The sequence below is a fragment of the Paralcaligenes ureilyticus genome, from assembly GCF_004346225.1.
GTDB lineage: Bacteria > Pseudomonadota > Gammaproteobacteria > Burkholderiales > Burkholderiaceae_B > Paralcaligenes > Paralcaligenes ureilyticus.
In genome coordinates, this window is record NZ_SMAJ01000005.1 from 23,272 (window position 1) to 49,029 (window position 25,758).

General features: G+C 59.8%; 21 protein-coding genes. 11 read left to right on the forward strand and 10 right to left on the reverse strand.

Translation table 11 applies throughout. The annotated features are described in order from the left end of the window. The first annotated feature begins 18 nt into the window (after positions 1-18). The 4 genes from EDC26_RS08455 (at position 19) to EDC26_RS08470 (ending at position 4,980) form a co-directional block, all read left to right on the forward strand. A complete protein-coding gene (locus EDC26_RS08455) occupies positions 19-1,188 on the forward strand; it encodes an ABC transporter substrate-binding protein (protein WP_165930965.1) in 1,170 nt (389 codons plus the stop codon). Positions 1,189-1,332: 144 nt separating this feature from the next. Further along, the gene (locus tag EDC26_RS08460; protein ID WP_132581497.1) at positions 1,333-2,370 is read left to right on the forward strand and encodes a branched-chain amino acid ABC transporter permease; all 1,038 of its coding nucleotides are present in this window, start codon (positions 1,333-1,335) and stop codon (positions 2,368-2,370) included. Between the two features lie 7 nt (positions 2,371-2,377). Beyond that, positions 2,378-4,213, forward strand: coding sequence for a branched-chain amino acid ABC transporter ATP-binding protein/permease (locus tag EDC26_RS08465; protein ID WP_132581890.1), 1,836 nt, complete (start codon positions 2,378-2,380; stop codon positions 4,211-4,213). After that, positions 4,210-4,980 carry an ABC transporter ATP-binding protein gene (locus EDC26_RS08470; RefSeq protein ID WP_132581499.1) on the forward strand — a complete coding sequence of 257 codons (771 nt, stop codon included), beginning with the start codon at positions 4,210-4,212 and terminating at the stop codon, positions 4,978-4,980. The genes EDC26_RS08465 and EDC26_RS08470 overlap by 4 nt, the downstream gene beginning before the upstream one ends. Positions 4,981-5,409: 429 nt before the next feature. Here the strand turns inward: EDC26_RS08470 and EDC26_RS08475 are convergent, their stop codons facing one another. The 9 genes from EDC26_RS08475 to fdxA all read right to left on the reverse strand — a co-directional run bounded on the left by EDC26_RS08475 (position 5,410) and on the right by fdxA (position 13,387). After that, a complete protein-coding gene (locus tag EDC26_RS08475) occupies positions 5,410-6,390 on the reverse strand; it encodes a branched-chain amino acid ABC transporter permease (RefSeq protein WP_132581501.1) in 981 nt (326 codons plus the stop codon). Beyond that, entirely contained in the window at positions 6,387-7,274 is an 888-nt protein-coding gene (locus tag EDC26_RS08480) for a branched-chain amino acid ABC transporter permease (RefSeq protein ID WP_132581503.1), read from the reverse strand. Before EDC26_RS08480 ends, EDC26_RS08475 begins: the two co-directional genes overlap by 4 nt. 94 nt (positions 7,275-7,368) lie before the next feature. Beyond that, entirely contained in the window at positions 7,369-8,583 is a 1,215-nt protein-coding gene (locus EDC26_RS08485; RefSeq protein ID WP_132581505.1) for an ABC transporter substrate-binding protein, read from the reverse strand. 51 nt (positions 8,584-8,634) lie between these two features. Next, positions 8,635-9,348, reverse strand: coding sequence for an ABC transporter ATP-binding protein (locus tag EDC26_RS08490; RefSeq protein ID WP_132581507.1), 714 nt, complete (start codon positions 9,346-9,348; stop codon positions 8,635-8,637). Then, positions 9,345-10,118 carry an ABC transporter ATP-binding protein gene (locus EDC26_RS08495; protein WP_132581509.1) on the reverse strand — a complete coding sequence of 258 codons (774 nt, stop codon included), beginning with the start codon at positions 10,116-10,118 and terminating at the stop codon, positions 9,345-9,347. The genes EDC26_RS08490 and EDC26_RS08495 overlap by 4 nt, the downstream gene beginning before the upstream one ends. Positions 10,119-10,224: 106 nt before the next feature. Next, positions 10,225-10,860, reverse strand: a complete 636-nt coding sequence (nth, locus tag EDC26_RS08500) for an endonuclease III (protein WP_132581511.1) — start codon at positions 10,858-10,860, stop codon at positions 10,225-10,227. A 10-nt stretch (positions 10,861-10,870) separates the two neighbouring features. After that, positions 10,871-11,506 (reverse strand): electron transport complex subunit RsxB, encoded by a 636-nt coding sequence (gene rsxB, locus EDC26_RS08505; RefSeq protein ID WP_132581513.1) that lies wholly within the window; start codon positions 11,504-11,506, stop codon positions 10,871-10,873. A 57-nt stretch (positions 11,507-11,563) separates the two neighbouring features. Further along, a complete protein-coding gene (locus tag EDC26_RS08510) occupies positions 11,564-12,790 on the reverse strand; it encodes a polyhydroxyalkanoate depolymerase (protein WP_132581892.1) in 1,227 nt (408 codons plus the stop codon). A 273-nt stretch (positions 12,791-13,063) separates the two neighbouring features. Then, positions 13,064-13,387: a ferredoxin FdxA gene (gene fdxA / locus EDC26_RS08515; RefSeq protein WP_132581515.1), complete on the reverse strand. Its 324-nt coding sequence runs from the start codon at positions 13,385-13,387 to the stop codon at positions 13,064-13,066. 756 nt (positions 13,388-14,143) lie between these two features. Here fdxA and pncB point away from each other — a divergent pair. The 7 genes from pncB to EDC26_RS08550 all read left to right on the forward strand — a co-directional run bounded on the left by pncB (position 14,144) and on the right by EDC26_RS08550 (position 22,280). Next, complete coding sequence (gene pncB / locus EDC26_RS08520; RefSeq protein ID WP_132581517.1) at positions 14,144-15,319, forward strand: nicotinate phosphoribosyltransferase; 1,176 nt, start codon at positions 14,144-14,146, stop codon at positions 15,317-15,319. A gap of 31 nt (positions 15,320-15,350) precedes the next feature. Continuing rightward, positions 15,351-15,701 (forward strand): RidA family protein, encoded by a 351-nt coding sequence (locus EDC26_RS08525; RefSeq protein ID WP_132581519.1) that lies wholly within the window; start codon positions 15,351-15,353, stop codon positions 15,699-15,701. Positions 15,702-15,776: 75 nt separating this feature from the next. Then, complete coding sequence (locus tag EDC26_RS08530; RefSeq protein ID WP_132581521.1) at positions 15,777-17,996, forward strand: RelA/SpoT family protein; 2,220 nt, start codon at positions 15,777-15,779, stop codon at positions 17,994-17,996. A 144-nt stretch (positions 17,997-18,140) separates the two neighbouring features. Then, the gene (gene trpB / locus EDC26_RS08535) at positions 18,141-19,340 is read left to right on the forward strand and encodes a tryptophan synthase subunit beta (RefSeq protein ID WP_132581523.1); all 1,200 of its coding nucleotides are present in this window, start codon (positions 18,141-18,143) and stop codon (positions 19,338-19,340) included. A 19-nt stretch (positions 19,341-19,359) separates the two neighbouring features. After that, a complete protein-coding gene (gene trpA, locus EDC26_RS08540; RefSeq protein WP_132581525.1) occupies positions 19,360-20,226 on the forward strand; it encodes a tryptophan synthase subunit alpha in 867 nt (288 codons plus the stop codon). 69 nt (positions 20,227-20,295) lie between these two features. After that, positions 20,296-21,177, forward strand: coding sequence for an acetyl-CoA carboxylase, carboxyltransferase subunit beta (accD, locus tag EDC26_RS08545; RefSeq protein ID WP_132581526.1), 882 nt, complete (start codon positions 20,296-20,298; stop codon positions 21,175-21,177). A 179-nt stretch (positions 21,178-21,356) separates the two neighbouring features. Next, positions 21,357-22,280, forward strand: coding sequence for a phosphoribosyltransferase family protein (locus EDC26_RS08550; protein WP_243700843.1), 924 nt, complete (start codon positions 21,357-21,359; stop codon positions 22,278-22,280). Between the two features lie 221 nt (positions 22,281-22,501). Here EDC26_RS08550 and EDC26_RS08555 read toward each other — a convergent pair whose 3' ends face one another. After that, on the reverse strand, positions 22,502-25,381 hold the full coding sequence (locus tag EDC26_RS08555; protein ID WP_132581528.1) for an Rne/Rng family ribonuclease: 2,880 nt from the start codon (positions 25,379-25,381) through the stop codon (positions 22,502-22,504). Positions 25,382-25,758: the final 377 nt, after the last annotated feature.

Sequence of the window (25,758 nt, forward strand, 5' to 3'; positions counted from 1 at the left end):
TTTTACCTGGAGACAACGATGAACATCAGTCAGTCATTTCGGCTTTCGATTCTGGTCGGGGCGGTGGCGCTTGCTCTGCCTTTAATCAGTTCGGCGCAGATCAAGGTCGGGATTACGGTCTCCAGCACCGGTCCGGCAGCCTCGCTGGGCATCCCCGAGCGCAATACGGTCGCCTTGCTGCCGACCGAAGTCGCGGGCGAGAAAATCGAATACATCGTGCTCGACGATGGCACCGACACCACTCGCGCCGTCAAGAACATGCGCAAACTCATCACCGACGATAAAGTCGACGTGGTGCTTGGTTCGTCTGTCACCCCCAGCTGCCTGGCCATGGTGGATGTGGCGGGCGAAACCAAAACGCCCATGATCGGATTGGGGGCCAGCGCCAAAATCGTCGAGCCCCAGGAGGGGGCTCGCAAATGGGTTTTCAAGACGCCGCAAAACGATCAGTTGATGGCTTCGGCCCTGGGTGATGCGATGGTCAAGCAGCACGTCAAAACCTTGGGCTTCATCGGTTTTTCCGACGCTTATGGCGAAGGCTGGCTCAATGTCATGAAGGCGGAAGCCCAGGCCAAGGGCATCAAGATTACGAACGTTGAAAAATATGGCCGCTCCGACACCAGCGTGACCGGCCAGGTTCTGAAAATGATGGCCGGCAAGCCCGACGCCATCCTGATCGCGGGCGCGGGCACTCCTACCGCGTTGCCGCAGCGTGAGCTGAAAAGTCGCGGCTATAAGGGCATTATTTATCAAACGCACGGCGCCGCCAATAATGACGTGTTGCGTGTTTGCGGTAAAGATTGCGAAGGCATGATTCTTCCCGCCGGCCCGTTGTTGGTGGCCGATCAACTGCCCGACAGCAATCCGGTCAAGAAAAGCGCGCTTACCTACGAGAAGCTCTACGACGGCAAGTACGGCGCCGGTTCGATGAACACTTTTGGCGGCCATATGTGGGACGCTGGCCATTTGGTTGCCGCCGCCATTCCGGGCGCACTCAAGACCGGCGCCAAGCCGGGCACGCCTGAATTCCGTGCGGCTCTGCGCGATTCGCTTGAAAAAATCAAGAACTTGGCTGCTTCGCAAGGCGTGTTCAACATGAGTCCCACCGATCATGCGGGCTTCGACAATCGCGCCCGTGTCATGGTGAAAGTCGTCAACGGCAAATGGACCTATCAGCCCGATCTGTAATGTTCGCAGCACAGGCCGGCCGTGGCGCCGGCCAGTTGCTTTCGGTCCACGAGCACCGGCCCCCGAGGCCGGTATTTATTGTCATCAATTTTGATGTGTGCGGCGCACGTTTTTCCTGAACTCTAATCGATGGTGTTTTCCTAGATGGATTCGACGATAGTACTGATCCTGTTGCAGGACGGCGTGGTGAATGGCGCGATTTATGGCCTGCTGGCGCTGGCGCTGGTGCTGGTGTTTGTGGTGACGCGCGTCATTTTCATCCCACAGGGCGAGTTTGTGGCCTTTGGAGCCTTGACGCTGGCTTTCCTGGTTAACGGCAAGGTGCCGGGCACCGTGAACCTGTTGCTGATCGTAGGCATCCTGACCTTTGTGGTGGAGTTCGCTGTTGCGCTGCGCAGCCACAATTGGGCGAGCGTGCCCAAGACCTTGCTGTGGGCGGTGGCGCTGCCGCTGGCCTTGTATTTCATCGCGCCCTTTATCGTGAGCCCCACGACCCCGCTGTGGGTCAATGTCATTTTTGCCATGATTCTGGTGGTTCCTCTGGGGCCCATGATCTATCGTCTGGTGTATCAGCCGGTGGCCGAGGCCAGCGTGCTGGTGCTGCTGATTATTGCGGTCGCGGTCCATTTCGCCATGACGGGCCTGGCGCTGGTTTTCTTCGGCCCCGAGGGCTGGCGCACGCCGCCTTTTGTCACTGGCGACGTGCACCTGGGCGTAGTGAGCTGGTCGGCGCAAACCTTTTTTGTACTGGGCACTTGCGCCGTGCTGATTGTGGCTTTATGGCTTTTTTTCGGCAAAACCCTGTATGGCCGGGCGCTGCGTGCAACGGCCGTCAATCGCCGCGGTGCCCGTTTGGTGGGCATCAGCACCAATATGTCGGGTAGTCTCACGTTTACGCTGGCTGCGGCGATCGGAGCCTTGTCGGGCATGCTTATTGCGCCGGTCACGACGATTTACTACGACACAGGGTTCATCATCGGGCTGAAAGGCTTTGTAGCGGCCATTGTCGGTGGGATGGTCAGCTACCCGCTGGCTGCAGTGGGCGCCCTGTTTGTGGGAATTATTGAGTCGTTCTCGTCTTTCTGGGCCAGCGCCTACAAAGAGGTTTTCGTGTTTACGCTGATTATTCCTGTGCTGATGTGGCGTTCGTTTAGCGCACATCACGTCGACGAGGAGGAATAAGGCCATGATGAACCGGCTTGCGCTTTCCGTGGTTTTGCTGGTATTGGCGATTTTGCCTATGCTGTCGGCCACCCCGGAATTCTGGATTACCCAGCTCAACTATATTGGCCTGACAAGCATGGTTGTGCTGGGGCTGGTGCTGTTGACCGGCGTGGGCGGCCTGACGTCGTTTGGCCAGGCGGCGTTTGTGGGGATAGGCGCTTATACGACGGCGTGGATGTCCACGGCGCTGGGGCTGTCGCCCTGGTTGACGTTGGTTATCGGCCTAGTGCTGACATTCCTGGTGGCCTATGTGCTGGGAGTGATCACCATGAGGCTTTCGGGCCACTACCTGCCTTTGGGCACGATTGCCTGGTGCCTGTCGCTGTATTACCTGTTTGGCAACCTTGGGTTTCTAGGGCAGTACGACGGTATCGTCGGCATTGCTCCGATCGATTTTCTGGGCATATCGTTGGGCAGCGGCCGGCATATTTATTACCTGATATGGGTGATTTTGCTCTTGTCGATGTGGGCGACCCGCAATTTGCTCGATTCGCGGCCCGGCCGCGCCATTCGTGCGCTTCGAAGCGGCGGCGGGATGGCGGAGTCGTTCGGCATCAATATGGTGTCATACAAGGTAATCATCTTTGTCTACGCGGCGTTGTTGGCCAGCGTTTCGGGATGGTTGTACGCACATATGCAACGCGCCGTCAGCCCCAGCCCGTTTGGCCTGAATTACGGCATTGAATTTCTCTTCATGGCCGTGGTCGGCGGAGCCGGCAGCGTATGGGGCGCGGTGCTGGGGTCGGGTCTGATCCTGACGCTTAAAGATCAGATCCAGAACGTGTTGCCGCACCTGCTCAACACCAGCGCCAATTTCGAACTGATTGTTTTTGGCGTGCTGATGATTCTGGTGCTGCAGTATGCCCGCAACGGCGTCTGGCCGGTGCTGGCGTCCTGGTGGGACTCGCTGACGGGCAAGGCGCCGCTGCGCCGCAGAGCACCGCCGCCCGCCACGCAGCCGCTTGTACAGCGCGCCAGGCCAGATAGAGGCTCCTTGGTGCTCGAAGTGGAAGGGATACGCAAGGAATTCGGCGGCCTGGTCGCCGTCAATGACATCAGCTTCGCGCTGCGCGCGGGTGAGATCATGGGCCTCATCGGGCCTAACGGCGCCGGCAAAAGTACGACCTTCAATCTGATTACGGGAGTCTTGCCGATGACGAGCGGCAAGGTCAATTTCCTGGGGGGCCGGATCGACCATCTGCTGTCGCGCGAAATCGCCCGGCTGGGTGTCGGGCGCACGTTCCAGCACGTGCAGATACTGCCCACCATGACGGTGCTTGAAAACGTGGCGCTGGGCGCGCATCTGCGCAGCCGTATCGGTGTTCTATCCTCGGCGTTGCATCTCGAGCGTCGTGGCGAAGCCGCGTTGCTGCACGAAGCGGCCACTCAACTGCAGCGTGTGGGGTTGGGCGATTATCTCTACGAGCAGGCCGGCAATCTGGCCCTGGGGCAGCAGCGCATTCTGGAAATTGCGCGCGCACTGGCGGCCGATCCCGTGCTGTTGCTGCTTGATGAGCCCGCCGCCGGCTTACGCTACAAAGAGAAACAGGAACTGGCCAAAGTGCTGGGCCAGCTGCGCTCCGAGGGCATGAGTATTTTGCTGGTGGAACACGATATGGATTTTGTCATGAATCTGACCGACCACCTGGTGGTCATGGATTTTGGCATCAAGCTGGCCGAAGGCCTGCCGGCCGAGGTGCAGCAGAATCCGGCGGTGCTCGAGGCCTATCTTGGGGGCATCGATGATGATCTGGAGCTCGATGGCCCAGTGGGCGAGCCCTTGGCGGGGGCCGCGGCATGAACCCGTCTGAAGAAATGGTGTTGCAGGTTGCCGATCTGTCGGCCAAGTACGGCAAGGTAACGGCCGTTGCGGGAGCGCGCATCCGGGTTGCCCGGGGCAGTATCGTGACGGTCATTGGCGGCAATGGCGCGGGCAAGTCGACTTTACTCAATTCAATTATGGGTTCGTTGCCGCTCACGGGGCATTGTACGGGTTCGATTCAGTACCTGGGATCGGAGGTGGGTTCCTGGCAGGTAGAACGGCGCGTGGGAGGCGGCATGTCTCTGGTGCCCGAGCGGCGCGAGCTGTTTGGCAGCATGTCGGTGGAAGATAATTTGCTCTTGGGCGGATTCAGGCTCTACCGCGCCGGCAAATCCGGCTGGAAGGCGAAGATCGAGGAAGTTTACGATTTGTTCCCGCGTTTGCGCGAGCGCAGGACGCAGGAGGCGGGCACCTTGTCGGGCGGTGAGCGGCAGATGCTGGCGGTGGGTCGCGCGTTGATGGCGCAGCCGCAACTCTTGATGCTCGACGAGCCCAGCCTGGGGCTGGCGCCGCGTATTGTGCGGGAAATTTTCCAGATTATTTCGCGTCTGCGGCGCACCGGCGTGTCTATTTTGCTGGTCGAGCAAAACGCCCGCACGGCCTTGCAGGTGGCCGATTACGGCTATGTCCTGGAGACCGGCGAGGTGGTGCTCGAAGGCCCTTCGGCGGCACTGATCGGCAACCCCCGCGTGATCGAAAGCTATCTGGGGCTGGGCCGCGCCGATAAGAAACCGGTGGGTGTGTAGCGGCACTCCTTGTGGCTGCCAAAATCGTTAAGGTCAAGATGGTGTCTATAGCGCGCTAACGGCGCCCACGAGTGGCGCCTCTACATTGGCGATGGTCGCAACATCAACTACGCGAGCGGCGTGGGTGGTTAAGGTAGAGCGGGCGACTTGGGCACGCCGCGCGGATGAGCTGCTTTGGGGAGGCAAGGGGCGCACTGTTTGAGCAACGGTTTTGACCCGTCCAGTGGACGGGTCATGTTGCGAGTTTGCGCACCGCCCCAAAGCAGTTCATCCGCGCGGGAAGTTCTGGCGCAGCCAGAACCGTGCACGTCGGAGCCCGATCTACCTTAACCGCCCACGCCGCGTCAAATTGAGCAGTTCTGTCGAAGATTGTTTGGTCGCGGTGACGATGGCACCCACAAGGGGTGCCGCTACAAAAGCGTGGCGCTGTTACGTCGCGTCGGCTTTTCTGGGCCGGAAATGGTGGATGATCTCGCCTATGATGCCGCGCCGGAAAGACATGACGCAGATGATGAAGATCAGGCCGATGACGATGGTGACCGACTCGCCCAGTACGCGGAACCCGGTCATGCCGGTGGTTTGAGCCAGGAAGCGCCCCAACTCACCTACCTTGTTTTCAAGCAGCACCACGATGAACGCCCCAACGACCGGGCCGGTAAGCGTGCCCAGGCCGCCTATCAGCGTCATGAGGATGACCAGGCCCGACATCTGCCAGGTTGCGTCCGAAAGGGTCGCCGAAACGAATACCAGCGATTTGGTCGCGCCTGCCAGCCCGGCCAGCGTAGCGGACAGCACGAAGGCCAGCAGCTTGAAATTATCAACGTTATAGCCCAGCGAGATAGCGCGCGGCTCGTTTTCGCGTATGGCTTTGAGCACCTGGCCGAACGGCGAGTTGACGGTGCGCCAGATCAGGGCATAGCCGCCAACGAAAATCACCATGACAACATAATAGAGGTTAAGGTCGTTGCTCAGATCGAGCCCGAACATATGGCCTCTGGGGATGCCTTGCAGGCCGTCTTCGCCGCCGGTGAAATGCGCCTGCAGAAAGAAGAAGAAAACCATTTGCGCCATGGCCAGCGTAATCATGGCGAAGTAGATGCCGCTGCGGCGAATGGCCAACACGCCCATGATCAGGCCCATGATGGCCGCTATGACCGTACCGAATAACAAGCCGCCCAAGGTCGACCAGCCCCATGTGGCCAGAGACAGGCCGGTGGCGTAGGCCGCTCCGCCCAGGAACGCGGCATGGCCAAACGACAGCAGGCCGGTATAGCCGATCAGGAGGTTGAATGCGCAGGCGAACAAGGCGTAGCACATGACATTCATGACGAAGATGGGATAGGCCCCCATTGCGGGCAGCAGCGCAATGACAATGACTGCCAGCACGTAGGCGATGACTTGACGCTTCATTTTTCTTTCCCGAATAAGCCGGCTGGACGCAGCAACAAAACGATGACCATGATGATAAATACCACGGTGTTCGAGGCCTGTGGCCAGAACACTTTGGTAAAGCCTTCAATGACGCCCAGCCCCAGGCCGGTGACGATCGAGCCCAATATGGACCCCATGCCGCCGATGACCACCACCGCAAATACGACGATGATGAGGTTCGAGCCCATAAGTGGCGACACTTGCAGGATCGGTGCAGCCAGCACCCCCGCAAAGCCGGCCAGGCCCACGCCAAAGCCGAACGTGAGCGTGATCATCAACGGGACGTTTACGCCAAAGGCTTCCACCAGTTTCGGGTTCTCGGTTCCCGCTCGCAATAAAGCCCCGAGGCGGGTTTTTTCGATCATGAACCAGGTGGCAAGGCAGACGATTACGGAGGCAACGACGACCCAGCCGCGATAAATGGGCAGGTACATAAAACCAAGGTTGACGGCGCCTTGCAGAATGTCGGGCGTGTTGTAGGGTTGGCCCGATACGCCATAAAGGCTGCGGAACAAGCCTTCGATAAGCAGGACCAAGCCAAAAGTGAGTAAAAGGCCGTACAGGGGATCGAGCTTGTACAGGTGCTTGAGGAGCAGGCGTTCGGTGATAATGCCGAAGAGTCCGACCACGACGGGCGACAGAATCAGCATGACCCAGTAATTGAGCCCGAAATATTGCAGGCCCATCCACGCGACGAAGGCGCCCAGCATGTAGAAGGCGCCGTGTGCAAAATTGATGACGTTGAGCAGACCGAATATGACTGCGAGGCCCAAAGAAAGCACTGCATAGAATGAGCCGTTCACCAAGCCCAGCAACAGCTGACCCATCAGTGCTTGAATAGGCATGCCGAATATTTCAGTCATATTTCTTGAAAATCCATGACAAAATGTAGTGTGCTTCAGGTAATAAAAGACCTGCAGCCTGCTTGGCAGGTCGCAGATCTTTTATAACAAGGTTTTATTTTTTAACGAACTTGCAGGTCGAGTCAGCCAACGAATTATAGACTTGGTCGGCGGGCAGGGTTTTGACCAGCTTGACGTAATCCCAGGGTTCTTTGGATTCAGCGGGTGTTTTGACTTGCATCAAATACATATCGTGCATCAGCGTGCCGTCTTCGCGCACATAGCCATTGCTGCCGGCGAAGAAGTCGTTGACTTTATGCGACTTGACCCATTTCATGATGGTGTCGCCGTCGTCGGTGCCCGTAGCCTTGACGGCTTTCAGGTAGAACGATACCGCGGAGTAGTCGCCGGCCTGCAGGTACGAAGGCATGCGTTTTTGTTGTGCGAAGAAACGCCGGGCCCATTTGCGCGACGCGTCGTCTTTGTTCCAGTACCAGGCGCTGGTCAGGTACAGCCCTTGCGTGGCCTGCAGGCCCAGGGCGTGGATGTCGTTGATGAACACCAGCAAGCCGGCCAGTTTCATGGTTTTGGTAATGCCGAATTCTTTGGCGGCCTTGACCGAATTGATGAAGTCGCCGCCGGCGTTGGCGAGGGCCAGTACTTTTGCCTTGGACGCTTGAGCCTGAAGCAGGAATGACGAGAAGTCGGTGGCGCTTAGCGGTACGTTGACGCTGCCGACGACCTTGCCGCCCGCTGCATCGACGACTTTGGTGGCGTCACGCTGCAGGGAGTGGCCGAAAGCGTAGTCGGCAGTCAGGAAGTACCAGGTGTTGCCGCCCTGTTTGACCATGGTCGGCGCTGTGCCGCGCGCGAGCGCCACCGTGTCGTAGCCGTAGTGGATGCTGTAGGGAGTGCAGCCGGAGTTGGTCATGTTGGACGAGCCTGGCCCGACGGCGAACATGGGTTTGTGCTTTTCGGCGGCAACGGGGGCCATGGCCAGGTTCACGCCGGAATTGGTGCCGCCCACCAGCATGTCGAGATGCTGTTCGTCGAACCATTGGCGTGCACGAGCCGAACCCACATCAGCCTTGTTCTGGTGGTCGGCGACCAGCAGTTCGATTTTTTTGCCGTTGATTTCACCGCCTGCATCGGCGATGGCCATGCGGATGGCGTCGGCGCCGGCTTTGCCGTCGATGTCGGAATAAACGCCCGACATGTCGGTAATAAAGCCGATGCGTATAACGTTGTCGGAAATTCCGGCGGCGTGACTTAACCCGGTGAAGCTTAGTCCGGCTACGGCGAGGGCTGCGGATAGTGTGCGCAGTTTCATTAATGGCTCTCCTTTGTGTGGTTTACCGGGTTCTCCGGTGGAAATAGGTGTTTAAACGCCTAGCAGCGTATTAAGCACTTCTTGCTTGGCTGGTAATTCAGCCGCGCTAAATTGTTCCACGATCTGGCCGTGTTCCATAACGTAAAAGCGGTCGGCAAGAGGCGCTGCAAAGTGGAAGTTCTGTTCGACCATGATAATGGTGTAGCCTTTTGCCTTGAGGGTTGTGATCATGCGGGCAAGCGCCTGCACGATGACGGGCGCCAGCCCCTCGGAGATTTCGTCGAGCAGCAGCATATTGGCGCCGGTGCGCAGGATGCGGGCAACGGCCAGCATTTGTTGTTCGCCGCCTGAAAGCCGTGTACCGGGCGAATACTTGCGCTCTTGCAGATTGGGAAACATTTCGTAGATCTCGGCCAGCGACATCCCGCCGCCCAGCGTGTCTCCAACTGTGGGCGGCAGCAGCAGATTTTCTTCGCACGAGAGGCCAGCGAAAATGCCGCGCTCTTCGGGGCAATAGCCGATACCGAGATGGGCGATTTTGTAGGTGGGCAAATGAATGGATTCGGTGCCGTGGATGCGGATGGAGCCTTGGCGCGAGCCGGTCAGGCCCAGCATGGCGCGCAGCGTGGTCGTGCGCCCGGAGCCGTTGCGGCCCAGCAGGGTGACGACTTCGCCTTGGGACACCGTAAGGTTTACGCCATGCAGAACGTGGGACTCGCCATACCACGCTTGTAGATCGGAAATTTCAAGCGCGTGGGTGCTCATGCGTGGGCTCCTTCGAGCTCGCCCGTGGTCGTGCCCATGTAAGCTTGCATGACCGCCGCATCGTGCGAGACCTCTTGATAGCTTCCTTCGGCCAATACCGCGCCACGCGCCAGCACGGTGATTTTGTCGGCAATGGAAGCGACGACATTCATATTGTGTTCAACCATAAGAATCGTGCGCCCGGCACTGACTTTTTTGATGAGTTGCGTGACGCGGTCGACATCTTCGTGACCCATTCCTTGCGTGGGCTCGTCGAGCAGCATCAGTTCGGGTTCCATGGCCAGGGTGGTGGCGATTTCAAGCGCCCGTTTGCGGCCATAGGGCAGGTTGACGGTGTGTTCGCCGGCGTATTTGGCCAGGTCGACCTGTTCGAGCAGCGCCATGGCCTGGTCGTTCAGACGATCGAGCGCGCGGTCGCTGCGCCAGAAGTGAAAGGACAGGCCGGTTGCACGCTGCAATCCGATGCGCACGTTCTCGAGCAAGGTAAGTTGCGGAAATACGGCGGAAATCTGGAATGAACGAATGATGCCGCGACGCGCGATCTGGGCGGGATGCTCGTGTGTGATTTCGACATCGGAGAAAATGATTTTGCCCGACGTCGGGGTAAGAAATTTGGTCAGCAGGTTGAAGCACGTGGTTTTGCCGGCACCGTTGGGGCCGATAAGCGCATGGATATGGCCGCGCTTTACCTGCAGATTGATGTCGCTTACCGCGACAAACCCCCGGAATTCTTTGACCAGGTTTTTGGTTTCTAGAATGTATTCGCTCATGCCCGTCAGTTTGGTTGAAAGCTATTTTTAGATTCTGCAAGTATGCGACGGTCTCAGGCAAAACACCATGCGGGTTTTACATAGTACATAGGATTATGGAAAACCCCTAAGCGGGCGTTTTGTGTTTGTATTCGCACAGGTCGGCCAGGGCGCATTGCGGGCACTTTGGCTTGCGTGCGGTACAAATGTACCGTCCGTGCAAAATCAGCCAGTGATGCGCGTTGACAAGATAGGCCTGCGGCACAACCCGCTGCAGCTTGAGTTCTACCTGGAGCACATTTTTACCCGGCGCCAGGCCGGTTCGGTTGGCGACCCTGAAAATATGGGTATCGACGGCAATCATCGGTTCGCCGAAAGCGGTGTTGAGCACGACGTTGGCGGTTTTGCGTCCGACCCCCGGCAGCGCCTGGAGCGCGGCGCGATCATGGGGGACTTCGCCATGGTGCTGCGCCAGCAGAATCTCGCAGGTCTTGATGACGTTGCTGGCTTTAGTGCGGTACAGGCCTATTGTTTTGATGTGCTCGCTCAATGCCTCTTGCCCCAGCGCCAGCAAGCCCGCAGGAGTGCCATGATCGGGAAAAAAACGTTGCGTTGCCAGGTTCACCGATTTGTCGGTGGCTTGTGCCGAGAGCATCACCGCAATCAGTAGCTGAAACGTGGTGCCGTAACGCAGCTCGGTGGTGGGTTGCGGATTGGCCGCCTGCAGACGGGCGAAGATTTCGGCGCGTTTGGTGGCGTTCATGCGGTTGCGTTCATGATGTGGCCTTGTTGCGGCGGGCGCGGGCGCGGGCGAGCACGTCGGCGATAAGCCGCTGTTTGGCAGGGGCATCGTTTTGCGCGGCGCTTGCCAGCTCCGCCTTGTTGGCCAGAGTTCTGGCGGCCAGTGTTGAGTTTTCGTGGTGCCGGGTCATCAGGCGGGACTGTCGTTGCCGGTAGTGGATGCGGGCCGCGCCCGCAAGCGCGGGAGTCCAGTCGTGGCCGGTCGGCACCATGGTGATGCAGTCTACCGGGCAGGGCGCCACGCATAGGTCGCAGCCGGTGCACAGGTCGGGGATGACCGTATGCATCTGCTTGTTGGCGCCTACGATGGCATCGACCGGGCAGGCCTGGATGCATAGCGTGCAGCCTATGCAATGGGCTTCGTCGATGACCGCCACCTGAAGTGGCTGATGCGTGCCGCAATCGGGATCGAGCAAGGCGATGGGCTGGTCGAGCAGCTCCGCCAGGGCCGCGATGCCCGCAGCGCCGCCCGGCGGACAGCGATTAATGGCTTCGTGATCCCGCGCCATCGCCTCGGCGTACGGGCGGCAGGCATCGTAGCCGCACTTGGTGCACTGGGTTTGGGGCAGGAGGGCGTCGATACGGTCGGTGAGTGACAATGCGGGCATAAATGAAATCAGGAGCCGCGAAAGGCTCCTGAACGGGGTGAAGCCAAACGCAAGCGACTACGCCGATTGGCGTATGAACGTTGCTATTTTAGGACATATCGTTTCGCGCCAGCGGCGTCCCGAGAAAATACCGTAGTGGCCGCAGGCTGGAGCCGTGTAGTGTTGCTTGCGATCGCGGCTGATGCCGCGGCACAGGGTCAGCGCGGCGCGTGTTTGCCCCTGGCCCGAGATGTCGTCGAGCTCGCCTTCGATGGTCAGCAGGGCCACGGTGCCGATGTCGGCCGGATTGACGCGCTGGCCGTCGATTTCCCAGGTGCCCGATGGTAATTGGTGCTCCTGGAAAACGGTTTTGATGGTGTCCAGATAAAACTCGGCGGGCATGTCCATGACGGCGTTGTATTCGTCGTAAAAGCGACGGTGCGCCTCGGCGTCGCTGTCGTCGCCCCGGACCAGATGCTGGTAAAACTCGTAGTGCGAGCGCAGATGCCGGTCAGGGTTCATGGCCATGAATCCGGCATGTTGCAAGAATCCTGGATAAACGAGCCGTCCGGAGCCCGGGAAGCGGGTGGGCACATGTTGAATCAGGTTGTCCTCGAACCATGAGTAAGGATGAGTGGTGGCCAGGCGATTGACTTGCGTGGGCGATTGGCGTGGGTCGATGGGGCCTCCCATCATGACCATGCTGCGCGGCAGGCAAGGATCGTTGTTGGTGGCCATAAGCGAAATGGCCGCCAGGACGGGCACGGTGGGCTGGCAAACTGAAATGACGTGAACGTCGGGCCCCAGGAAGCGGATGAACTCCTGCACATACTTGACGTAGTCGTTCAGGTGGAAGGGGCCTGCTGTGGTCGGCACCATACGGGCGTCGACCCAATCCGTTATGTATACGTTATGCTCGGGCAGCAGCGCGCGCACGGTGTCGCGCAGCAGTGTGGAATGGTGTCCTGAAAGCGGCGCTACCAGCAGCACTGTCGGGTCTGGCCGGGTTTTGGCGGGAAGCTGGCGCTGGAAGTGCACGAGCTGGCAAAAGGGTTTGTTGATCGCCGTGTGGATGGCGATGGGTACGGTTCGATTCGCGATTTGCGTCGAGTCGATACCCCATTGTGGTTTTTCGTAATCTTTGCCCAAGCGGTGCACGAACTCGTAGCTTGCAGCAAGCTGCCGCGATAGCGGCATGTAGGCAAAGGGGCTGTAGGGGTGTGAAAACAGTTGCGAGCCGGTGCTGGTGAATGCTGCCAATGGCGTCAGAAAGGATCGTTGAAGTTCGTGTAACTGATACAGCATGGACATGAATGAGGCCCCTCTCGCGAATTTTGCTTTTATCTGCCGCCGGCCTGGATCGATGCGGATCTGACCTGGAAACAGAATCTGACCTCCTTAAAATAAGGTTACAAAGGCCATATGGTTATTAGCTAATCACAGAATTGGCAGAATTGCTAGTGGCTCCCTGGTATGGAAATCCCTCGAAGGGGGCCGTGCACGAATGGGCGATTGGCTAAATGGATGTGTTGCGGCGCTGCAACATTCTGTTTTTGGAGTGTTGCCCGGATGTTGGAATCAGCGCTCGAGATATTTCAATTTGGCTTCGACGCCATTCCATTGGTCGGCGTCTTCGGGTGGTTTTTTGGAGCGGTTGATGGTGGGCAGGCCGGGAGAGAGGTCGGCATTCATCTGGATGAAGTCCAGTTGGTCCTGGGGTACGTCTTCTTCTGCGAAGATGGCATTGGCGGGGCATTCGGGTACGCAGACGGCGCAGTCTATGCATTCGTCGGGGTCTATCATCAAGTAGTTGGGGCCTTCGCGAAAGCAGTCTACCGGACATACGTCGACGCAGTCGGTGTATTTGCATTTGATACAGTTTTCGGTGACGACATGGGTCATTCAGGGCTCTCGCTTCGATCTTCGCAATGTGAACGTATTGCGCTACAGAACGATTTTACCCAATTAGCGGGACAGGGCTGGGATTGACCAGCCTGCGCGGCTGGTCTTTGGCTCTCGGGCGGGCATCCTGTAGCGCCACCCTGTAGCGCCACCCTGTAGCGCCACCCCTTGTGGGTGGCATTCGCTGCACGTGGCATTCTTTTGTGCCGCTCTATGCCGCATAAAACCTTCTAGCCCCGCGCCGTGGCCGATTAAGGCGGTTCGGGCTCCGACGGGCACGGTCATGGCTGCGCCATGACTCCCCGCGCGCAGGGCCGGCTTCGGGGCGGCGTGCGAACTCGCAGGGCGAATAGCCCACTGGGCTATTCGCAAGCGTCCTGCTCAAACAGCGCACGCCTTGCCTCCCCGAAACCGGCCCTGCGCGCGGCGTGCCCAAGTCGCCCGCCCCACCTTAACCGGCCACGACGCTCGAGTGGTGGATGTTCGTCGCTGACGTTCGTGGCATGTAGTGGCAGCCCTTGTGGCTGCCAAATCGTTGAGAACCGTCGCGGTATTTTTAGGACACCGATGGCAGCCACAAGGGCTGCCACTACAGAAACAGAACGTACCTGTCGCGTTTGTGGGGGCGACCCTTGTGGTCGCCCATTCGATAATGTGGCGGCCCTCTTGTGGGCGCTGGAGCTCAAACGGCCAGGCGCCTACGGGCAATGGGGGGCTGTGGTGTGCTATGGTAGCTAAAACGTCTCTTGCATCCCAATGATAATCACATCGTTACTCGACACCGATCTCTATAAGTTTTCCATGATGCAGGTGGTGTTGCATCACTTTCCGGCTGCTCAGGTCGAGTATCGCTACAAGTGCCGCAATCCCGGCATTAATCTTGCGATCTATCTGGATGAAATCCGCGCCGAGATACATAGTTTGTGCCAGCTTCGCTTTACCGACGAAGAGCAAAAATATCTGCGTGGGCTGCGCTTTATCAAAAGCGATTTTGTCGATTTTCTCGGGTTGTTCCATTTGCCTGAGAAGTGCATTGTGGTGTCCGAGAGCGCGGTGCCTGGCGAGATCGATATCTGCGTTAAAGGGCCGTGGCTGCACACGATATTGTTCGAAATACCGGTTCTGGCGATTGTCAACGAGGTGTATTTTCGTAATGAATGCCGGCAGCCCGATTGGGTGGAGGGGCGTAAACGCTTGCAGTCCAAGATGCATCTGGTGACTGATGATCCGGCGATGGCGGAGTTCCGCGTGGCTGAATACGGTACGCGTCGCCGCTTCTCGAAGCAGTGGCACGAAGAGGTCATGACTACCATGAGGGCGCAGATGGGGCCGAATTTTGCCGGTACCAGCAATGTCTGGCTGGCGATGCTCCATGGTGTGACGCCGCTTGGCACGATGGGTCATGAGTATCTGCAGGCGTGCCAGGCGCTGGGCCCCAGGTTGCGTGACTCGCAGGTTTTTGCGCTGGAGATATGGGCCAAGGAGTATCGCGGCGATCTGGGCATTGCGCTGTCGGATGTTTATGGCATGGATGCGTTTTTGCGCGATTTCGATATGTATTTTTGCAAGCTCTTCGATGGCGCACGCCACGATTCGGGCGATCCTTTCGTCTGGGGCGAACGGCTGCTGGCCCATTATGCGGCGAATCGGGCCGATCCGCGCACCAAGACCCTGGTCTTTTCCGACAGTCTGACCATTCCGCGCGCGATCGAGCTGGCGCGCCGCTTTGCCGGCCGTTGCAAGGTGTCGTTCGGGATAGGCACCAACCTGACCAACGATTTGGGGCACGAGCCCTTGCAGATCGTCATGAAGATGGTTCGTTGCAACGACCAGCCTGTTGCCAAGGTGTCGGATGCGCCGGAAAAAACAATGTGCGACGATGCGGCTTACCTGGCTTATTTGCGGCAAGTGTTTAAACTGCCCCCCGCTTGATTCGATTTCTTAACCTATAACGGAGTGCACAATGAGCGATATCAAACGCATAAATGTCGGCAAACGCATGTCGGACATGACTATTTTCAACGGGATTGCGTATTTGGCCGGGCAAGTGGCCGATGATCACACGCTGGATGCGCAGGGCCAGACCCGGCAGATTCTGGCGACGATCGATCGCTTGCTGGCCGAGGCGGGCACCGACAAGACGCGTATTTTGCGTGCGCAGATTTTTGTGGCCAATATTGCTGAATTCGCCGAGATGAACAAGGCCTGGGACGCGTGGGTGCCGGCCGGGCATACCCCTGCGCGCGCGACGATTGAGGCGCGTCTGGCCACCCCTGACTACAAGGTCGAAATTGTGGTGACAGCGGCGTTGTAATGGGCCGGATTGCCGTCGTTCACTGCGGACGACGGACGATCTTCCTGGTTTTTATCGGTGTGCGCAGTACCTGCCATGTCTACGATTGCTTCTTTTGCTGACGATACGCCGCCTTTTGACGCGGGCTGGCGGGGGCAGGTTTGCGCCGATCTGGACGAGTCCGGGCGGGCGCTGATCGAGCGGGCCGTGGCCTGGGTGCGGGAGCCGCTCAAGGGGCTGCACGCCAGCACCGGCGAGCCCTTGGCTGAACATAGCGCGGCTGTGGTGCGTTTGCTTTCCGAAATGGGCACCGACGCGGTGACCCGCGCCAGCGCGCTGCTTACTGTCGTGCCGGTCGAGGCGCCGGCGGCCGGCGCCAGGCAGGATCCTTTACTCAAGGCTTTCGGCGCCGAGGTGGTGTCGTTGGTGCAGGGTACGCGCGCACTGCTGCGCCTGGGCCATCTGGCCGGCCAATCGAGCGACACCTCGGCGGCGGGCGGCGACCAGAAGGAAATGCAGCGCAAGATGCTGTTGGCCATGGCGGCCGATCTGCGCATTGTGTTGATGCGCCTGGCCTCGCGTTTGCAGTCCCTGCGCTGGCACGCCAGCTCGAAAACGCCGTGCCCGCCGGCGTTTGCGCGTGAAACCATGGAGCTGTATACGCCGCTGGCCAATCGTCTGGGGATATGGCAGCTTAAATGGGAGATGGAAGATCTGGCATTCCGCTTCCTGGAGCCCGATACCTATAAAACGATCGCCCGCCAGCTTGAAGAAAAACGGGTGCAGCGGGAAGCCTTTATTGCCGATGCGGTGGCGCAGTTGCAGGCTGCCCTGAAAGACTCGCATATTGCCGCGCAGGTGTCGGGGCGGCCCAAGCATATTTATAGTATCTGGAACAAGATGCAGAACAAGCATCTGACGTTCAACCGCCTGTTCGACCTGCGCGCCCTGCGGGTTATCGTCGAGGATGAGCGCAACTGCTATGCGGTTCTGGCCATGGCCCATGCGTTGTGGGCACCTGTGTCGGACGAGTTCGACGATTACATCTCGCGCCCCAAGCCCAATGGCTATCGTTCCCTGCATACGGTCGTGGCCGATGCGGAGGGCAAGCCTTTTGAAATCCAGATTCGCACCCGCGAAATGCATCAGTTTGCCGAATACGGGATGGCGGCTCACTGGCGCTACAAAGAGGCGGGCGCCCGCGGTGGCGAGCAGGTGGCCGCCGGCGGCTACGATAAAAAGCTGGCCTGGATGCGTCAATTGCTGGCTTGGGACAAAGAGGACTCATCGGCGCCGGCACCCACGTCCGCCGCACCCGATGCGTCGGCCGATCACATCTATGTCATGACGCCGCAGGCGCGGGTCATTGAGTTGCCCGTGGGCGCTACGCCGGTCGATTTTGCGTATTACCTGCATACGGATCTGGGGCATCGCTGCCGCGGCGCCCGGGTGGACGGGCAAATGGTGCCTTTGCTGACACGGCTGTCCACCGGGCAAACCGTGGAAATCATTGCCGCCAAGGCGGGGGGGCCTTCGCGCGATTGGCTCAATCCGCAGTTGGGGTTTCTGGCCAGCCCGCGTTCGCGCGCCAAGGTGCGCGCTTGGTTCAACGCCGTCGAGCTGCAACAGCGTATCGCCGCCGGCCAGGCCCTGGTTGAAAAGGAGTTGCAGCGCCTGGGCAAGACGGCCATCAATCTGGAGCATCTGGCGCAGCAGCTGGATTTCGCCCAGGCCGACGATCTGTATATTGCCGTGGCCAAGGAAGAGTTCAGCCTGCGCCAGATCGACTATGTGCTCAGGGCGCCGGCAACTGAGCCTGCGGTACCCGCCGCACGCGTGGTGGCGGCCAGCGGTGCGGCCAGTGCGATTAAAACCGGCAAGAGTGGAGTCCTAGTGGTGGGGGTCGATTCCCTCATGACGCAATTGGCGCGCTGCTGCCGGCCTGCGCCTCCAGACCGGATCGCCGGATTCGTGACGCGCGGGCGCGGCGTTTCCATACATCGGCATGATTGTCCGTCTTACGCTGCGTTGGCCGTAGGCCAGCCCGAGCGTGTGATCGACGTGGACTGGGGCGATACGGGCGATGCGGTGTACCCGGTCGATATCAGCATACGGGGGCAGGAGTCTCCCGGGCTGTTGCGTGATCTGTCGGAGGTTTTCGCCCGTCTGCGGCTAAGCGTGGTGGGCGTCAATACGCAGAGCCGCCGCTCGCTGGCTCATATGATTTTCACCATTGAGGTGAAAAACGGCGAACAGATTGCCCGCGCGTTGACCGCCTTGAACGAGATCCCGGGTGTGACGGCGAGCCGGCATTGAGATTTCCTGCCTGCCGCCCGGGCCGGTTTGGGGCTTGTAATAGGGCCGGCGGCGACAGCCGGTGCGGCGCTGTTAAAATAGTCGATTAAATTTGAGACTTGTGGCCGGCCTGCGCCGGAACATGCCGTATAAGAGAGCACTCCTTTGAAATCATACAGTTTGCCCGATAGCCAGGGGCACTTTGGCCGGTACGGTGGTTCTTTTGTCGCTGAAACCCTGGTGCATGCCCTCGACGAATTGCGCGAGGCCTACGACAAGTATCGGGTCGATCCCGATTTTCAGAACGAATTCGCCTACGAGCTGAAGCATTTTGTGGGGCGCCCCAGCCCCGTTTACCATGCGCGGCGCTGGTCCGAAAAGCTGGGGGGAGCGCAAATCTGGTTCAAGCGCGAAGACTTGAATCACACGGGCGCGCACAAAATCAACAATTGCATAGGGCAGATACTGCTTGCGCGGCGCATGGGCAAGCCGCGCATCATTGCCGAGACAGGCGCAGGCCAGCATGGCGTGGCGACCGCCACCGTTGCGGCGCGCTACGGCCTCGAATGCGTGGTTTACATGGGTAGCGAAGACGTGCGCCGTCAAGCGTCCAATATGTATCGCATGAAGTTGCTGGGGGCCACGGTCGTGCCGGTCGAGTCCGGCTCGCGTACGCTTAAAGATGCGCTCAATGAAGCCATGCGCGACTGGGTCACCAATGTCGAAAACACGTTTTATATTATCGGCACGGTGGCCGGGCCTCATCCCTATCCCATGATGGTGCGCGATTTCCAATCAGTCATAGGCACCGAGTGCCTGGAGCAAATGCCGGTCAATGTGGGCCGGCAGCCCGATTACGTGGTGGCCTCGGTCGGCGGCGGCTCCAACGCCATGGGTATTTTTTATCCCTACATCGAGCACCAGGACGTCCAGTTGATAGGCGTTGAAGCCGCCGGCGAGGGTTTGGAGACGGGGCGCCACGCCGCGTCGCTGAACGCCGGCGTCGTGGGCGTACTGCATGGCAACCGAACGTATGTCATGCAGGATGAGAACGGCCAGATCACGGAGACCCATTCGATTTCGGCCGGGCTTGATTACCCGGGCGTAGGGCCCGAACACGCCTGGCTGAAAGATAGCGGCCGTGCGCAGTATGTCGGCGTGACCGACGATGAGGCGCTGGCGGCGTTTCACGATTGCTGCCGCACCGAAGGCATTATGCCGGCGCTGGAGTCGGCGCACGCCATAGCCCACGCTGTGCGCATGGCGCCCGGGCTGGCCAAAGACAAAATCATTTTGGTTAATTTATCGGGGCGTGGCGACAAAGACATGCATACGGTCGCCGACTTTAGCGGTATAAGCCTGTAAGAAGGAAGGACGCTACACAATGAATTCCCCGATTGATCGATTGCAAGCCGCCTTTGCCAGGCGGGCCGGGCATACAGCCCTGATTCCGTACATTACTGCCGGCGACCCGTCGGTGGTGGCCACGCCGCGCCTGATGCACGCCCTGGTGGAGGCGGGGGCGGATGTGGTCGAGCTGGGTGTGCCGTTTTCCGATCCTATGGCCGACGGTCCGGTGATCCAACGCGCCGGCGACCGCGCGATCGCGCGCGGCGTGGGCCTGCGCCAGGTGCTGGAAATGGTGGCCGAGTTCCGGCGCGGCGATACACGCACGCCCGTGGTGCTGATGGGCTATGCCAACCCCATCGAGCGCATGGGTCAGTTGGAATTTGCCGCGGCGGCGCAGAAAGCCGGTGTGGACGGCGTGCTGGTCGTGGATTACCCTCCCGAAGAGATCGGCGAGTTCGCGACCGCGCTGGACGCGGCGGGCATAGCGCCGATTTTTCTGCTGGCACCCACCTCGAGCGAGGAGCGCATCAAGAACGTGGCCCGGGTGGCGCGCGGCTATGTGTATTATGTGTCGCTGAAAGGCGTCACCGGCGCCGGCCATCTCGATTGCGACGACGTGGCGCGCCATGTGGCCGAAATCCGCCGTCACGTGTCGCTGCCGGTTGGCGTGGGTTTTGGCATACGCGACGCACAGAGCGCGCGGCGTCTGGTCGGGGTGGCGGATGCCGTCGTCATAGGAAGCAAACTGATTGAAACCATCGAGGCCGCCGTTGCGGCAGCTACGCCCGCCCATCAGGCTGCGCAGAGCGTCCAGGCCTTGAATGAATACAGCGACGCGGCCGCCATAACGGCGGCGAAGGCCTGGCTTGCCGGCATACGCCATGCGCTGGATCAGGCTTAAGGATAGGCCCCCAAGGCATAAGAACAACAGCTTCGATCAGAAGTCGAACCTTATCAAAGGACTATAACAATGAGCTGGCTCGAAAAAATTCTTCCTCCACGCATCAACCGCAGCACGGATGCGAGCTCGCGCCGGGTCCCCGAAGGCCTGTGGGTCAAGTGTCCCTCCTGCGAGTCTGTGTTGTATAACGAAGATCTGGCCGCTTCGCTGCATGTATGCCCCAATTGCAGTCATCATATGCGTATCGGTTCCAGGGCGCGTATTGCCTCTTTGCTCGATTCCGAAGGCCGGGTCGAGATTGGGGGCGATATTTATCCGGGCGATCCGCTCAAGTTCAAAGACACTCGCAAATATACCGAGCGCGTGGCCGAAGCGTCCAAGCACACCGAAGAGTCCGAAGCCATGGTCGTCATGAGCGGCAGCATTCTGGCGGTACCTGTGGTGCTGGCCTGTTTCGAATTCGATTTCATGGGCGGGTCGATGGGGTCGGTCGTGGGTGAGCGGTTTGCGCGCGGAGCGCAAGAAGCCATCAAGAATCGCACCCCGTTTATTTGTGTGGCCGCCTCGGGTGGAGCCCGCATGCAGGAAAGTTTGTTTTCATTGCTGCAAATGGCCAAGACCAATGCCATGCTGACCCGCCTGTCGACGGCGGGTTTGCCCTTTATCAGTATTTTGACCGACCCCACTATGGGGGGGGTATCTGCCAGTTTTGCCTTTATGGGCGATGTGATCATCGCCGAACCCAAGGCGCTGATCGGCTTTGCCGGGCCGCGCGTCATCGAGCAGACCGTGCGCGAAAAGCTGCCCGAGGGGTTCCAGCGTTCCGAGTTTCTGCTCGAAAAGGGTGCCATCGACATGGTGATCGATCGGCGCCAGATGCGCGTCGAATTGGCGAATCTGCTGGCGCTCCTGACCCAACAGCCCGCGGATGTCGTCGCCAAGGCCAATTAGCAGGTTCGTTGATTGGCGGGATTGCCGTGATGTCTGTTTTTTTGTGGCGACAGGTGTAGCGGCAGACTGTAGTGACAGGCCTTGTGTCTGTCATCAATGCAAGATACCGTCTTGATTGTCAGGAATTTTGCCACCCACAAGGGGTGGCGCTACATTAATTAAAAGGCAGGACTTGAGCCTTGCGTACGGCTTTTCCCTACGATTACCCACGCGTTGAAGCTGAAGTTCTGCGCCATGTGCCTCAATGGCGCTCCATGCATTTTGATGCCGTGGTGGCCATTGCCCGTGGCGGCCTTGCGCCCGCCATCATGGCGGCGGGTGCTTTATCCTTGCCTTTGTTCGCCCTCAGTTATGCACGGCCGGCGCGGGCCGTGGATTGGTTTACTGCGCTGGCTCCCGCGGCCGGCGTTCGTGTGTTGTTGGTCGAGGATGTGGCCGGGCGGGGCACCACGCTGGTGGATTGCCGCGACTTTTTGCTAAAGGCCGGGTACGAGGTGGCGATATTCGCCTTGGCTTACGACAGCGAGTCGCGAATCCGGCCCGATTTTGGCCAGGAGATGCCCAAGGGCGCCGGAGCCTGGTTTCCCTGGGAACGCGAGGCTGTAACGCCCGCCTTTGCGGCGACCGGCAACAGGCCCGATCGTCCGGAGTCTGAGTATGCGTCCTGGGCGGTCGATCTGGACGGTGTGCTTGCTCCGGATTTGCCGCCGCGGCTATATGAGCCGGCCACGCTTGATATCGCGCTGGCTTTGCGCGACGATTTGGCGCCTTGCGCCGTGATGCCGCCGGTCAACCTGACGCAGATGGCCGTTATCACCGGACGGCCCGAACAGGATCGGGCGCGTACTCAGGGCTGGCTGACTCGCCATGGTTTTCAGGGGCCTTTGCTTATGCGCGATCCACGGCGCCACGACGCAGCGGGCACAGCCGAGCACAAGGCCGATTGTCTGCTTGAGCACGGCCATACTCATTTCATTGAAAGCGATCCCGGGCAGGCCATAGAAATCGCCCGCCGTGTTCCGGTCGGGCGCATATTCTGGTGGGATGGCCGGCAGGCGATATCGTTGTCCGCCCATATGGCCGAGCCTTTGGTGCGGGCCTGACAGAGCGATTCGTGTGGCTGGCGCGGCGCGGATGAGCGAGTGTTGGCGCGTGCAAGGTTTGTGTGTGTAAGCGCCGTCGTGGGTCTCGGAAATGCAAATGGCAGCCACAAGGGCTGCCACTACAAATACGGATCCGCGAAGTTTGTAGCGACAGGCCTTGTGCCTGTCATGTAGCGGCACCCCTTGTGGGTGCCATTACAGCCATTACCGGCATCTACCCCCTAGTGCGTTTCCACCTGCTCCAAAGGTTCTGCCGCGGCCCGGGTTGATTGCTTGCGCGCGCGTCCCAGGTGAACGGGGGCTACGGGCGCTGGGGGTTGATGAGTGACCTTTGTTTCGACCCATTCCATGCCGGCTCCGGCCACGATATTGTGGAGCAGCTCGCTGGTTGCTTCGACCGTGGCGGCAACGTTGACGTTATCGGCTTGGCTTGGGGCATTGCGATCTGCATTGACGTTGCTTGGCACATGGCCGTTAACGGTGCTGTCCTGGTCAGGAGCGTTGTGCGAAACGGCGGCCACGGGTTCGACCGAGTGGAATACGGCTACCGGTTCGGCTATGGCTGGCGAGGGCCGTTCGTTCGACTCAATCGGTGTGGCGACAGTCGCGTGGGCCAACTCTTTTTCGTCGGCGGGTTCTCCCGCAGGCTCGGCCGCTGCGACATCGACCGGCGCCTGGGCGACGGCTGGAAATGCACCAAGAGTCGTGGCGGCTGCCGGTAGAGCGCCTGGATTGAACGAGGGCGTTTCGTGCGAGACGAAGGTAGCCGGATGTTCAGCGTCATCCGCCGTATCGGCCGTGTCGTTGCTGCTCGATTCGACGCCCGTATCGGGATTGCGGCGACCGCGACGGCTGCGGCGGCGACGGCGTTTGCGCTCGGGATCTTGCTGTTCGCCGTCGGCTTGAGCCGTAACGCTCGAGGTTGTCGCGGCATCGGAGGCATCGTCCGTGCGCGCAACGGGCTGGGTTGCGGGCGGCGCAGCTTGCTCGCTTGGGCTCTCGCCGTCGACCAGCGCGTTGTTCACCACTTGGTCTTCGGTCGGCCGTTCATCGCGTGAGCGATTGCGCCCGCGGCGGTTTCGTCCGCTGCGATGGCTGCTGGGCGCTTCAGAGCCGGCAGATTCGTCGGGGCTCTGTTCGGGCCGGAGGCTGCCGGTGTCCGGTTCGCTGGCCTGGACGCGTTGAGTTTGGTGCCTGGCCTGGGGGCGTTGAGTGTCTTCGCTGCCGGCCTCAAGGTTTTCGGGGCGGCGATTGTGGCCGCGGCGCTGGCGATTGCGATCGCCCCCTTCGCGTCTGTCGCCCTGGCGCGGGTTGCGTCCGCTGCGACCGGCTGGCGGGCGTTTATCGGTGGCTTCGGCCACGGGTTCGGGGGCGGCTGGCGTGCCGGCGCTTTCCGAGCCACGGGTGATCCAGTTCATGAAGCGCTGGAACAAGCCTGTGCCGGCGGCCGTCGTGGCCGCGGCTGCGGCGGGCGCTGCAGCGCGTGACACCGGAGCCGGGTGGGCGGGGGTAATGCCTTTGACCAGGGCTTCGGGGCGTGCCTTGGCTTCGTGCTCTTTGGGTGCCCAGATGACATCCGTGCTGGGGCTTTGGGCCAGATCGAAGCTGGTCTTGATTTCTTCCAGACGCGGGTCGTCGTGACGCAGGCGCTCGATGTGGTGATGCGGTGTTTCCAGATACTTGTTGGGTATCAGCACCAGGTTGACCTTCAGGCGCGACTCTATCTTGGTGATATCGGCGCGTTTTTCGTTCAGCAGATACGTGGCCACATCGACCGGCACTTGCGCATGCAGGGCCGCCGTGTTTTCTTTCATGGCCTCTTCCTGCAGCAGGCGCAGGACGTGCAGGGCGCTGGACTCGGCGTCGCGAATGACACCTGTGCCGTTGCAGCGAGGGCAGGTAATGTGCGAGCCTTCGTTCAGCGCAGGGCGTAGACGCTGCCTGGACAGTTCCATAAGGCCGAAGCGGGAAATCTTGCCCATCTGGACACGCGCCCGGTCGAAATGCAGGGCATCGCGCAGGCGCTGTTCGACGGCGCGCTGGTTCTTGCCTTCTTCCATATCGATGAAATCGATGACGATCAGTCCGCCCAGGTCGCGCAGGCGCAGTTGGCGAGCCACTTCGTCGGCGGCTTCAAGGTTGGTGCGCAGCGCTGTTTCTTCAATGTCGGCGCCGCGGGTAGAGCGTGCCGAGTTGACGTCCACCGCCACCAGGGCTTCGGTATGGTCGATGACCACCGAGCCGCCCGAAGGCAGTTCTACGGTACGGGAGTAGGCCGTTTCGATCTGGTGTTCGATCTGGAAGCGTGAAAACAGCGGGACGTCGTCGCGGTAAATCTTGACGGACTGAACGTTGTCGGGCATGACCACGCTCATGAAGGCCTTGGCCTGCTCGGCGATATCGTCGGTGTCGATCAGGATTTCGCCGATTTCGGGCGAGTAGTAATCGCGGATGGCGCGTATGACCAGGCTGGATTCAAGGTAGATCAGGATGGGCGCCGAATTTTCGCGGGCGGCCGCGTCAATCGCATTCCAGAGTTGCATCAGATAGGACAAGTCCCATTGCAGCTCTTCCACGTTGCGCCCGATTCCGGCGGTGCGGGCAATAATGCTCATCCCGGGGGGGAGTTGAAGCTGGTCCATCGTGTCGCGCAGTTCCTGGCGTTCTTCGCCTTCGACCCGACGCGAGACGCCGCCTCCACGAGGGTTGTTGGGCATCAGCACCAGGTAGCGGCCGGCCAGTGAAATGAAGGTGGTGAGCGCCGCACCTTTGTTGCCGCGCTCTTCCTTTTCGACCTGAATGATCAGTTCCTGGCCTTCGGCCAAGGCGTCCTGTATGCGTGCGGTGCGCACGTCGACGCCTTCTTTGAAGTAGCTGCGGGCGACTTCCTTGAAGGGCAAAAAGCCGTGCCGGTCTTCGCCGTAATTGACGAAACACGCTTCCAGCCCGGGTTCGATGCGGGTAATGACCCCTTTATATATATTGCCTTTGCGCTGTTCGCGGCCGGCGGCTTCGATGTCGAGGTCTATCAGTTTTTGACCGTCGACTATCGCAACGCGTAGTTCTTCTTGATGCGTTGCATTAAACAACATTCGTTTCATGAGTGTTTTTCTCCGTAGTCATGGCGCGCCGTTTATCGGCGCACGACCGCGGGTCACTCGGTGTGTGGCGCTGGATCAAGCAATGCGAGGGGGACTAGGCTGACGACGTCAGGTAGCACCCACCAACAGGTCAGGTAGGCACAACGTGTCGGTGGACACGCGGTTCAGTCAGCAGAGAGGTCAGGTGCACAATATCAGTGGTTGACGAAAGGGATGCTGTGAAACGGCAGACGCGGAAATTAAGTTCGCGTCTGGTGCAATTAAACGATGACTTGACTTGCAAGAGCTTTTAGCGCCGCACGCGGTTGTTAATCGGCTTGCGTGAGCAGCGGGCAATTGTGTGCCACACCACTGCTTTGGCAAACCAGGATTAGCCC